The sequence below is a fragment of the Clostridium oryzae genome (assembly GCF_002029235.1).
In the GTDB taxonomy this organism is placed as follows: Bacteria; Bacillota; Clostridia; order Clostridiales; family Clostridiaceae; genus Clostridium_AE; species Clostridium_AE oryzae.
The window spans coordinates 45,969-58,379 of record NZ_MZGV01000029.1 but is presented as its reverse complement, the minus strand read 5'-3'; the positions used below and the strand labels follow the sequence as shown (position 1 = coordinate 58,379).

Genomic DNA, 12,411 nt, shown 5'->3' with positions numbered 1-12,411 from the left:
CATATCGAGACGAACTGACATTCGATTTTTTATTAAAAAATCCGAATGTTTATTTCTTGCACCCTTTTTTAAGAAAAACATATCGAAACATTTAAAAAAACTATCTTGACATATTACCAGATTGCTCAATCATCCTCAAGATCTGATTTACTTATGCCAGATACATTGATTTCCTCCTTTAAGTCCTGCACCAACTTATTTGAACCTGTCATTTCAGTAAACCTGCTTTCAGGCTGTGCTACACCATTTATATACTTGCAAAACTGCATATTAAGTCCCCCAATATCAATAAGCCCAATTTCACAGTCGTTGAACCTTTCCTTGTTTAAATAGAGTATTCCAGAACCTTCTGCCTTGATTGTTATGTCCTTTATGGTGAACTTATAATCCTTACCGTTTACTAATATGTTAACTTCATTATTGTCATTAGCTATAAAACTCTTATACTCTTCTTTATATTCTGGTGACTTTAAAAGATTTAAAGGACACGCAAGTACCAGATATACATCTTCCTTTCCCTCTGGCTTAATGTACCTTGTTATAGCTGCATAGATGCATAGCTTATGAAGCAACGTAGCCTTGTTTGTTTCCTCTGAACCATCTAACACGCCCTGTTCTCCTATTATCACCTCCTGCCCTTCATAGCTTATCAGATAGGACTTACCAGCTAAATCTATATCCCCATTCTCCAGATAGTATATCTTGCTTCTGAAACTCTCTCTTTTTCCTTCTGTTACTTTTTCACTGGCTGCATCACTGGTATTTAAACCAATAGCCTTAGTTAAAAACTTTCCTGAATCAATGCTTAATATTACTGACATATATAATCTTTCCTTTCTATTCTATTATTGAATTTTGGGTATAAAAAAATAAGTGCAAATGTTAAATCACTAATGATGTGTTTAACAATTACACTTTTATGGTACTAAAATAAGCCTTGCGGCTTATGAAATACTTGATATTATTTGATATAAAAATTTCTCAATACACTGAAATACAATAGCTATAAACTTATTACAATCTCTCTGTATTCATCCCAATCTTTACTATCAAAATTACGTTCTTTGAATATTAAGTTAATTCCTGAAACGTCATCTGGTAACGGTGGTGATACAACAAAGCTATTATGGGAGTGATCGTCTCCTCCGCTTCCATAGAACATACGACATTCATGGTCTTTATCTATATATAATTCATAATGGTTAGTTTCCCTGCGCCTTTCTGTTCGATTATTTGTACTATCCCATTCAATATTGAGATTCACAACACTTGAATTAGAATATTGAAGGATACAAGCTACAGAGTAAATTTTATTATTCGCTTCTATCGCCTTTAATACTGTTATTTGCTTTTTAAAGTCTTCTGGCTTCACATTAGGTTTATATGATTCTTCATCCCATAAGGTACCAAATATTGAATTTAATAAATCTTCATATAAATCATATTTTTCTGCCCAGCTTTTTATAACCTCAAGTGGTGGATAACCTGGATCATTGCTTGAAACTTCCTTGCGCTGCTTTATCAATTCACATATTTTTTCATCAATACCCTTAATTCTTTCATCATAATGTTTAGTTGGTCTTCTAAATGATGTTTGACTCATTTTTACCTCCCAAAATAATCTTATATTTAATCTGATATAGTAATATCAAAATAATTACATTACTTATCTAAGCATTTTTTTAAATATTTACAACCATCTTTATCAACTGAATGTAGACGATATCCGCTTTTTCTATACAATGCGTTTGCTGCAATATTATAATCAAAAACATTCAAAACTATTTCATTACAGCCATCTTGTTTTACCTCATATTCTAAAAGAGTGAGTACTTGAGTCGCATAACCTTTTCTGCGAAAAACTTCATTTATATAAAAGTCACATATAAAAGCTTCTCCATTACTTTTTATTATATACCAAATATAACCAGCATTTATTTTATTCTCATCAACTATAGAAAATAAAAAATTATTAGGCGTTTAAATTCCTTTAAAAAGAATATCATTGAATTCTTCTTCTGCTCTTTTTAAAGCAGTTTCTTCGCTGCAACTATCTGATTTTATTAAATCTCTTGCATATTACGTTTACTGTATATTATGCATATACTGTTCACTCAAGCACATCAAATGGACAAATACTTTTTTATATCCCCAACAAATTGATTTCCACATCTCGCCAGTTCCCCAAGCGTTCTATCAATCCCATATTCTTGTTTAAACCAGTTGTCACGACTAATTCCATAACAATCAACTGGAACAATAAGTATTTTCGCTTCAGGAAACGCAAGTTGATAAAGCATTAAGCACCGCCTTGCGTGAAAAGATTTACAACATACTATCGCTGTTTTTATTGAAAGCTTATTTTCATCAGTAACAATTCGAGAGAAAAAAGCATTGTCTCTTGTATGACCTGACTTATCTTCATAAAGAATTGATGATTTAGGTACACCATTTTTAATTAAGACATCTGAGTAAAACTCACAATCTGATTGATAGTCTTTATTGTATAAATCTTGTTTTATCTTGACGCCACCAAATTTACTACTTTTTACGCTAACCCCTCCAGATGGTAACAATAAAGGTGAATATCCATCCTTATAAAGTTGTGATGCTTTTTCAGGAATGGTTGGGTCAGAAGAGCCTGGCATAAAAATAATGTCAACTTTTTCAGGTTTGTCCTCAACGAATATATAGTTAGTAATATCATTAATAATCTTATTATTCATTTGAATACTCCTTCGCATTATAAGAAAAGAACTAAAATAATATCTAAAAAGGTTTTTAATTTACTGTTCTTTTTCATTTTGTGTTTTCTTTTTTGAATTAAAATATGAGATGATTATAGCAATAGCAAGTCCCATAGCAATCCAAGGAAATGCACCATAAAAAAGTCCCCCATTGCACTTGTCTCCTTTCTAATACTCTTGAATAAATATCCAATTATCTATACTCCATCATATATTACTATTACGTCTTACCCTCAGGATAATTATAACATATGTTACACCCATTTCCATAATGCTGTAACCAAATTACATTTGAAAGAAACTTCTCAGCACCGCAATATTCAGTTGATTTTGAAAAATTTAAATGGCAAGCAGGTACTAGGTAAACATTCTTTTTCCCTTAATAATTAATGAGATAAAATTCTCCGCTAATATTACTTAAATATTTTTATTTTTCCTTTCTATTATCTTACTTCCATTTTTCTTACTGTGTTCTGACTCCGTAGCCATTTATTAGCGAGTAAGATCAAGTCCATTTCTATGAACAATTTTTGATTCTAGTCGCTTATTCTCCATAGTAAGCTTTTCAACTTCATTGGCTAATTCTTACAATTAATCTCAATACTGTCATAATTGTATCATATTTTTCATATTCTATCATACAATGCACAGTATCGATTATTTATTCTATAAAATGCCACAGGTACCTCATCTTCCTTTACCGGCTTACCTATCTTTTTACGCCTTGATTTACTAAGCCATTTATCTGCATATTCACTGTAGTTTTCTTTATTTAACATTGGTAACCCTATATGCCTACAATATTCAGCAGTAAAACATTTATAGTAACCATTCCAAGCTAAAATTTTCTTACCACCATTATATATATAATAATCTTCTTTAGGCTGTTCTCTCACATTCTGATAAATTTCATTATCCAACTCCATCACTCCTCATTTTTCTATACATTACCGATATTTTTTAATTGCCTATGCATACTAACCCTGTTTCTTCCATTTTCTTTAGAATAATATAACGCTTCATCTGCTTTTTCTATAGCTGCTTTCATGCTTTCACCTGAAACGGTCTCATAGCAGCCAAAGCTCATAGTTACCTTCAGTGTAATATCATCAGATACTATAGTTGCTGCTTCTATATCGTTCTTTATCTTACTAACCAGTGCAAAACTTTCAATCTCAGTCATCCCTTCGAGATATATCAGAAACTCTTCTCCGCCATATCTGTATATCCTATCTTCTTTGCTTAAGTTATTTTTCAATATCTTGCTTATAGACTTTAGTACCTCATCACCAGCAAGATGTCCGTAAGTGTCATTTATCTTCTTGAAGAAATCTATATCTCCAAGCACAAGAGAAAACTTCTCTCCACGACTTATCTTTTCCTTTATATGCTTTTGCATATAATTTCGATTATAAACCTGAGTTAGCTGATCCTTCATTGCAAGATCAAGTATCTTGTCGTTAGCTTTAAGGTTCTGAACAACAATATTAATTGTTTCAACGATTAGAAGAAACATCTCTCTATTATATTTAAATGGAGCACTGTTTTCGATAAACAATGCTCCATTCGTATTTTCACTTCCCTTTAAAGGTATAAGATAGCTATAGCTTATATTTCTTTCTGGTGCAGAGCTATAGGAAAGTGTTCCATTGCTAGTAGTATTGATTTCTGCATCTCCATCTTTTATATTTATTTTTTCTAAAATATGTTTCTTCAAATCTTCATAATATAGCTCATTCACATTGCTTGCCAGAATATTATTATCTTCCTCGAAGGAAACTATTGTGCAGTAATCTATTTTGTAATATTTTTTTTAATATAGGTATGATTTTGTAATACTGGTTTTTCTCATCGTTATCAAATGTAATACTCAGTATTTCTCTCAATATCCTGTTTATCTTGCTAGGAAAAATATTTTTCTTATACTTCATAAAGAATATGGTAACTATCACACCTATAATAATCATGTTAAATATCACTATATACCTAGACATTATTTTCACCTCCGACTTTACTATATTCTATTGCTGACTAAAAAACACCTCAGAATCCATTTATGAATGCTGTGGTGTTTTAGAAAAATATTTGGTTTTACTGCTTTTTCTTTAAATAATAAAATTATGATTCTTCTACTCTTGTAATCCATTCACTAACTAATGAATAAAACAAATCTTCTTGTTCTATATGTAAATGATGTCCTGCTTCGTCCAATATACCGAATGTTGCCCTTGGGTAGTTGTCCAAAATCTCGAATGCATCTTTATACCCTACAGTTGAATCTTGATGTCCTAATAATATAAGGGAAGGTTTATCAAATTTTTCATTTAGTTCATCAACATTGAAAGAAAATTCATACCCATTCTTTTTAATATTAGCCAAAAAATTGCTATCAGCTAATTTTATACCAGATAAAATTTCTTTTTTGCATCTATCCCAAATTCTTTTACTTTGTATTACGTGTGCCGAATTAAAAAATTCAGCATCAGATGGTTCAAGTTCCGATAATAATTTATTATCTTTCTTTAAAATAATATGTGTTGGATTATTACGTTTCTTAAAATTTGCAACAATGACAGGGCATAATAGCAATAGCCCGTCCACTCGATTTGCCATTTTATTTATTATTCCTCTTGATAAATATCCACCGTAAGAATAACCTACAAGTAGAAATTTCTCATTAGGAATAATTTGGTTAATAAAATCAATTACAATATCAAGCATGATATCAGAATTTGTAATCCATTCAGCACTACCTGACTTACCCATACCTGGCAAATCAATATATATTCGTTTATAATCGTTTTTACTATTAAATACCGGTTCCATACACGCTGTCATCGCTCTATGATCTATATAATATCCATGTAGTACAACAATTGGTTTTCCACTACCTATAACTTCATAATTTATTGATATATCTTTTACTTTGCATTCCACAGTTGTCTATCCTTTCTTTCTACATAATTTCTTACTACTACGTCTTAACTTTAGGATAATTATACCACACCTTACATAGACTGTCATGGCATTTCAGTAGAATCGTATTCGAAGTGAATACTCATATATCCCACCTTCTATTGAATTATAAACGATCTAAAATCACTTAAAACAGTATGTTTATTATCATAGACCATAACGTCCCCCGGTTCATATTCCGAGCTTTTGGGGCCTCCTTCTGTCTTCCACTGTCCTGGTGAATAGTAATATTCTTGATCGTCGCTCAATGTCTCTATTCCATTTTTATAAGCTACAATATCGAAATTAATAATTATATTTTTATTTCTCAAGAAATTCTCAGTATTAGGCTGATCCCCCTGTTTTACAAAGACTGATGTAGCTGGCAGAAAATATTTACCGTACCAAAACTGTATTTTACCATCACTATATTGAATCTCGCCTTTCCAACCATTTGTCCACTCTCGGCCTTTACATATTCTTACGCCCTTAGTAAGTGTTAAATCTGAAAGATTTCCTATCAAAACATCTCCATATCTTGATGTATTAAGATTTATCTTCTGTAAATCTTGTGGACTTCCAAGCCTTGTAAGTTCATTGTTTGCTGAATTATAATAAACGTCCACTGGTACTCTAGTTTTTCCATCCCAATAAAAAAAGGTAGGCTGGACTTCAATTCTATCCTCCTCCCTATATAAAAATTCTGTTGTTAAATATAGGAATAGGTAAGAGTTTGATATTATCTCCGTCTTTTCCCCTCCTCCAAACCGTACATGCGGGTTTCCTCGCATACGGCTTTCCATCAATATTTACTTATTTACTTAAATCACACAATTTCCAACCTTTAAGCGAAGTTCATTTAATTTCTCTAGCATGGTTTCATCTAGGGGTAATTCTTTACAGTATTTTGCTATTACTTTTCCACTTTTCGCATGGATTAATTTATCTATGCTGGAGTTGACAAGTATTAGATTACTGTATTTATCACTACCGACTTTATGCTTAGGGATAACATGGTGCATTTTCATATCTGCTATTTCCAATGCTTCTCCAGTTACTCCACATCTACCGTTTTGCCCTATAAACCTTGATATTCTATTGTCGTTTAATTCTGTTCCTCCATGTTTTATAGGGTTGTTTAGTAAGTACCTTAATGTCTTAGAAAATTTCTTACTTAGGCTTTGATGTATATATTTTCTGCCTTCCTCTGTATAATTGCATACTTTATTAGGAAAGCTTTTATTTTCCTTTAGTGTTATACCATTTATAGGGTATAATGCTATATTGGCTATATACACCGTTCTTATATTGTACTTACCATAATACTGCATAAATGCTTGAGTTTTAACTCCTTTATTACTCCGTATTCTTCTAGTTTGATTGTATAGATACCTGCTAACTAAGAAAGCAATTTTTCTGAAATCATAGCTTGTTTTTGTAGCTCGACTATAATAGTTATGAATTCCCAGTATGGTTTGATTATATCTAGTCACGCTACTCACTGTTGGGCTATTTCTTATATCTCTTATTTTCTGTTTAATTGTTTTCTGCACTATCTTTGCTGCTTTATCACTGATATGCGATTGTACTATTCCTTTATGATGCCTTTCAACTACTTTTAGTTTAAATCCTAAAAAGTTTGAATAATTTTTTCTGAGATTAATAACCTTTGATTTTTCAGGGCTTATATCAAGCCCCAATCTCTCCTTTAGCCAGCTTTTTACTGCTATAAAAATCTTTTGAGCTGACTTGTAGTCTTTACAGAATACTTTAAAATCATCTGCGTATCTTACTATATACATTTCTTTCATTTTGGTAGTTTTTAAGGCTCTGAACTTATGTGTATTTGTGTACTTATGACTTGTTTCAAATGTTTGCCACTGGTCACTTATCCACCAATCAAGTTCATTCAATGCTATATTGGATAATATTGGGCTTATTATTCCGCCTTGAGGAGTACCCTTTACTGGTTTTCCAATTCCTTTGATTTCAGCTTTCAACATTTTGCTTAGAATACATATTAGTTTCTTGTCTCTGATTCCTAACGACCAAATTTGCTTTAATAATTTGCCATGATTTATATTGTCGAAGAATCCCTTTATATCTATATCTACTACATAATGCAGCTTGTTAATGTGTACCAAGTACATTGCTCTTGTAATTGCATGATGAGTACTTCTGTTTGGTCGAAATCCATAGCTATGTTTGTGAAACTTTGCTTCACATATTGGTTCTAATATTTGCTTAATGGATTGCTGAATTAGTCTATCTTCAATTGTTGGTATTCCTAAAGGTCTTGTTTTTCCATTTGGCTTTGGAATCTCAACCCTTCTCACTTTATGTGGTTTAAAATTTTCCAATCTATTTCGTACATAGTTAATTATAATTTCAGATTGTTTTTCTCCAATATCTTTGATTGTTTTGGAGTTTACTCCTATTGTAGTTGAACCCTTATTGTTCTTTATATTTCTGTAGGCCTCTAGGATATTATTTGCATCGCATATTAAGTTTAAGAGATTCTTAAATATATCTCCCTTTTGGCTTCGCTCATAGAGTTCATCGTACTTTTTCTGCATATCATAGTATTCATTGTTTCTTAGTTTTTGTTTCTTCTTAAATTGTCTCGGTTTAAAAGTCGTCATTAGTCAGCTTTTCTCCTTAATAGGTTAAGCTTCTCTTAGTCTTACAGGAACCTAATAAATTACTGTGTGTGTAAGTTTTAATGTAAATATTGACTAGTGGCTATCCCTCCCCCGCTTGTTATCACGGTTTCAGTGGTACTGTGCCACCGCTCTCACTAATATAAAGATAAGTTATAGTCTATTGACTTTTCCTTATCACCACTTCATTGGTAATAAGACCTCCATGTTATCAGCTTTCCACGTTCCGATATTTCTATCCTTGACATATACCTTTAGGCGAATCCTATAGTCTTGCTTGCTTGATATTGCCTTTAACAATATAAGGATTTTCATAATTTCAAATCTTACTCACCTCACAAGCCCTACATCTTAGGTAGGAATAACATTTCTATTATTTCTTCTTTTAGACCCGTACATTCGGATTTTCGTCAGTTACATTCTCTATATGTAACATTCTCGCCATATGTATTTTATGGACTCCCGACCTATCATACATTCGACCACCTCTGGTTCGCTTTTCCTCAGCATAGCCTGTTAGGATGCACTCTCAGCCGTCTTTACCGAACTTCTAACACCAAAACTCTTATTAGCGTCAGTGCTAGTCGGAGTATCAAAGGAAGCCCTTCAAGACGTTACTCTCTCATTTGACTTCTCGAAATATCAGTTCTCTTAACCCTACGGGTTAATGCCTAGTCTTTTCAACTAGGAACGTGTCGTACTAAAGTAAAAACTGTATCCAAGTTTAGGTGCTGCATTTTTTATGGCCGGATGACTGTTTTTATCAATAGGAAGTTGGTTTGCCTTATAACTTACACCTGTTGACTCAGTGTAATTACTATCTTTCCAGAATACACTATCCCACAACGGGTCTCTGATATCATTGACTTGAAAATCTCTCATTTTTATAGGATCTTCATATGGTCCGAAAGTTGCATCTGTTTCATTTCCTGCGGTGTCGAACTCCTTTACGTGAAGATATTCATTATCACCAACCGGCTTTTCAATCTCTGCTGTATTTACTTCGCCTTTGGTTCCTGTCATATTGCCTGCATCATCCTTTACAAGCTCACCATAGCGGTCTGTCGTAGTGTATTGACTTGTATATACTGTTTCATAAGTACCTCCATCAGCTTCACCATACGTCCAAGAATAAGCCACGCTTGCAACTCCTGAAAGATTATCAGCAAATGACAATTTCCCGTAGTATGCAAAATCTAAACCTTTCTTGCTTTCCTTTCGTACAGCTCCATTGCTTTCAGAAAATATTCCAGGCTCAACACTGAAATCTACATCAGGCTGAGTGCTGTCTACAAGATATGTTTCCTTCTTTTCACTGTTTTTATTGGTTGCTAAATCTGCAGCATTTACTTTTACAGAATACATACCATCCTTATCCAGCGACACGTCCTCGTCAAAATCGTCGTGTATAGCTTCAACATTGGTGGCCTTGCTGTCGTCAGTGTCACTGCCTGTATTATCATCATCGTTGGAATCAGCATCCTCGTCGTTGAATATCATATGTTTGTAATGACTATTGTCTATCACTGAAAGCATTGATTTCACACTGTCTATACCTGATAATAGGTCACTAACTTTCACATGAATATTATATGGATTATCATTATGCCATTTATTATCAGCTGAAGGTGTAATCTCTATAGGTGGCTTTGTCCAGTCAAGTAAATATTCGTCACTATCTTCAGTTGGATTCTTTGGCTCTTCAACAGATAAACTGCTTTTATCAATAGAGTCCTCAGTTGATGCAATTGTTGGCCAATTAACTTTACTCTTTTTAAAATATCCTTTAGCATGAAGATACTGCTCATCACCTTCTTTGTGAAGATATACAGTACCACTTTTTCCGTTTATAGTGTCTGTTACTGCACCTGATACGTTTATATGGTCAATCGTATATTCTACACCTACTGGAACAGTATATGAGGTCGTTGTAGTTGTTTTCTTTCCCTTTTTATCTGTTGTTGTTACTTTATGATTGACACTTACACTTCCTGCCTGAGTAACAGGGTCATTGCCTTTATAATAAACCTTAACAGGGTATTTACCTTTGCCATCACCTATTTTGCCATCATTTGTCCAATCGTCAGAACCATCAGGGTCAAATTTAATGTCACCCGGCTTAGTTGGTTTAATTCCAGTCTGATAGTAGAATATTACATCATGCGACTTATTTGACTTCTTTACGTATATAGTCCTGGTCTTTGTCTTACTGGAAGCTTCACTTTCTTTTGTTTTACCATCATAACGTAAATAGCTCTTTAAGAATTTATATCCAGTAAGCCTCTGATAGTGTACAGAAACTTTGACCTTATCACTTTCAAGCACAGTTAATGTCTTTATCTTTTCAGGAGGAATTATATTTTTCCCTGAATCCCAATCCTTGTAATAAGCTTTTACTGTCTTTGTAACTCTTACATCAGGAGGATTTATCGTCAATGGAATTCCAAAATAACTACTAAAATCTAATGATGGCCACGCCCTAGCTCCATGTATTCCATTATGTTTAGTATCATAGCTAGTCTCATAATCCCAAGAACTATTAGCACTTTTAATTCCACTTGTTTTAAAATCAGGATAACCAAGCTGAGTTAAATATATTTCACCCTTTGTATTTCCATTGTCATACATAGAGCCTTGAAGATGGCTTACTCCTTTTTTATCAATCTCGTTTATAGTGATTATCGCATTAAGTTCAAGTTCGGTTTTATCACTATAAGGAATACTTTCAAATATTTTTTTATCATTAGGAAAATGTTTTTCCAAGTATGATATTAAATCACTATCGCCTGAATTTAAGTCCATAGCCCACATTGTATATGTGTAACCTCCATGATGTCTTGAATCAACTTGACGTAAATAATCACTTCCGAGTTTAAACCTGCAAAAAAATTTTTTTCCACCTCTTTTAACAAGTACCTGGAATCCTAATGTACGAAACCTGGTACTCGTACTAGCGGTTTTTGCTTCAGCAGCATAATATATTTTCCCAGTATCTTTGAAATAGTCTATGTGATACTGATTTCCACTATGGAAAAAAGTATATGCATTGGTCGGTGCTGCTTCTACCTTGTACGATTTTGACACTACAAAAGTTGTAATGACAAATAAAATAGTTAGAATTGCACTGAAAAATCGTTTCAATTTTCAACCTCCTAAAAAAATAGAAGCTATCCTTTCGGATAACTTCTTTATTTGTCTTAACTAAGTAATGTTGTAGCAAAGAAATAAATTGTATATCGTCTAGTGCTTTTGTTCCATACTGCTACACTCACTTCTACTGAGTAACCTCTACCAATTGCTGGTGCACCGTATCCAACCTTTACTATCCCTGAAGCTGTAGTTGCTGTTGTTGTGTAAGAAACACATCTTACATTCCAACGACCAATTTCATATGTCATTACTGGATGTCCACCTTCACTATCAGGAAAATAAGCTCTTTCATTCCATATACTTTCTTAAGTAAAGTTTTCTTGCTTATCTTTCCTTCTGCCCACTTATACGTCAAGCTCTTAAAGTATGAAAGCTTTTTCCCTTTATAGCTGTAGGCGTAACATTTGAGCTTTTTGGTTAGTTGCAACGACATTGATTTATCTACACCACTCTTTTTAGGTACTGCATATGCAGTAGTAAAAGGTATTGCAATCATAAATATTAATGTGAGAAGCATAGTAACTATTTTTTTAGTTTTTTTCATATTAATCACTCTCCAATTTTATATTTAATCTGTAAAATTTATTAGCTCCTTCTATTCTGTCAATCTTAATAAAGTTCAGTTTTTCAAGCTTACGTATGTGACTATACATATTTGTTCTATTAATATCAAGTCTTTCTGACATCATTGATATCGTAAAGCTTTTAGACATTAAAAGTAAAACTATTTTGTAATCATATGTAGTTAAATCTTTATGTGTAGCAAGTTCTTCAAATTTCATAGTTTACCTCACATATTATATTAAAAGTAACGCTAACGTATCTCTCATTATAATTATATTTCTTTTTTTCTTTAAATGTAAATACCTTGAAGCAACATTTTTATCTAAAATATAAGT

At 32.7% G+C, this 12,411-nt stretch carries 14 protein-coding genes; all 14 read right to left on the bottom strand.

From position 1 onward, the window contains the following. Positions 1–125: 125 nt before the first annotated feature. The 14 genes from CLORY_RS13665 to CLORY_RS13600 all read right to left on the bottom strand — a co-directional run bounded on the left by CLORY_RS13665 (position 126) and on the right by CLORY_RS13600 (position 12,294). The gene (locus CLORY_RS13665) at positions 126–821 is read right to left on the bottom strand and encodes a ParM/StbA family protein (protein ID WP_079425370.1); all 696 of its coding nucleotides are present in this window, start codon (positions 819–821) and stop codon (positions 126–128) included. Positions 822–1,003: 182 nt separating this feature from the next. After that, the gene (locus CLORY_RS13660) at positions 1,004–1,603 is read right to left on the bottom strand and encodes a hypothetical protein (protein WP_079425368.1); all 600 of its coding nucleotides are present in this window, start codon (positions 1,601–1,603) and stop codon (positions 1,004–1,006) included. 59 nt (positions 1,604–1,662) lie between these two features. Further along, positions 1,663–1,956, bottom strand: coding sequence for a GNAT family N-acetyltransferase (locus CLORY_RS24235; protein WP_079425366.1), 294 nt, complete (start codon positions 1,954–1,956; stop codon positions 1,663–1,665). Positions 1,957–2,123: 167 nt separating this feature from the next. Then, positions 2,124–2,726: a YdcF family protein gene (locus CLORY_RS13650; RefSeq protein WP_079425364.1), complete on the bottom strand. Its 603-nt coding sequence runs from the start codon at positions 2,724–2,726 to the stop codon at positions 2,124–2,126. A 647-nt stretch (positions 2,727–3,373) separates the two neighbouring features. Then, a complete protein-coding gene (locus CLORY_RS13645; protein ID WP_079425362.1) occupies positions 3,374–3,667 on the bottom strand; it encodes a hypothetical protein in 294 nt (97 codons plus the stop codon). Positions 3,668–3,687: 20 nt separating this feature from the next. After that, on the bottom strand, positions 3,688–4,488 hold the full coding sequence (locus CLORY_RS13640; RefSeq protein ID WP_079425360.1) for a GGDEF domain-containing protein: 801 nt from the start codon (positions 4,486–4,488) through the stop codon (positions 3,688–3,690). Positions 4,489–4,507: 19 nt separating this feature from the next. Beyond that, on the bottom strand, positions 4,508–4,741 hold the full coding sequence (locus CLORY_RS13635) for a hypothetical protein (protein WP_079425358.1): 234 nt from the start codon (positions 4,739–4,741) through the stop codon (positions 4,508–4,510). Positions 4,742–4,865: 124 nt separating this feature from the next. Next, entirely contained in the window at positions 4,866–5,684 is an 819-nt protein-coding gene (locus tag CLORY_RS13630) for an alpha/beta fold hydrolase (RefSeq protein WP_079425356.1), read from the bottom strand. A 137-nt stretch (positions 5,685–5,821) separates the two neighbouring features. Continuing rightward, positions 5,822–6,493 (bottom strand): hypothetical protein, encoded by a 672-nt coding sequence (locus CLORY_RS13625; protein WP_079425354.1) that lies wholly within the window; start codon positions 6,491–6,493, stop codon positions 5,822–5,824. A gap of 30 nt (positions 6,494–6,523) precedes the next feature. Next, positions 6,524–8,344, bottom strand: coding sequence for a group II intron reverse transcriptase/maturase (gene ltrA, locus CLORY_RS13620; RefSeq protein WP_079425352.1), 1,821 nt, complete (start codon positions 8,342–8,344; stop codon positions 6,524–6,526). Positions 8,345–9,046: 702 nt separating this feature from the next. After that, positions 9,047–11,503: a hypothetical protein gene (locus tag CLORY_RS13615; RefSeq protein WP_079425349.1), complete on the bottom strand. Its 2,457-nt coding sequence runs from the start codon at positions 11,501–11,503 to the stop codon at positions 9,047–9,049. Between the two features lie 56 nt (positions 11,504–11,559). Continuing rightward, the gene (locus tag CLORY_RS13610; protein WP_079425347.1) at positions 11,560–11,760 is read right to left on the bottom strand and encodes a hypothetical protein; all 201 of its coding nucleotides are present in this window, start codon (positions 11,758–11,760) and stop codon (positions 11,560–11,562) included. Further along, positions 11,760–12,056, bottom strand: a complete 297-nt coding sequence (locus CLORY_RS13605) for a hypothetical protein (RefSeq protein ID WP_079425345.1) — start codon at positions 12,054–12,056, stop codon at positions 11,760–11,762. Before CLORY_RS13605 ends, CLORY_RS13610 begins: the two co-directional genes overlap by 1 nt. 1 nt (position 12,057) lies before the next feature. Beyond that, positions 12,058–12,294: a helix-turn-helix domain-containing protein gene (locus tag CLORY_RS13600; protein WP_079425344.1), complete on the bottom strand. Its 237-nt coding sequence runs from the start codon at positions 12,292–12,294 to the stop codon at positions 12,058–12,060. Between the last annotated feature and the right edge of the window lie 117 nt (positions 12,295–12,411).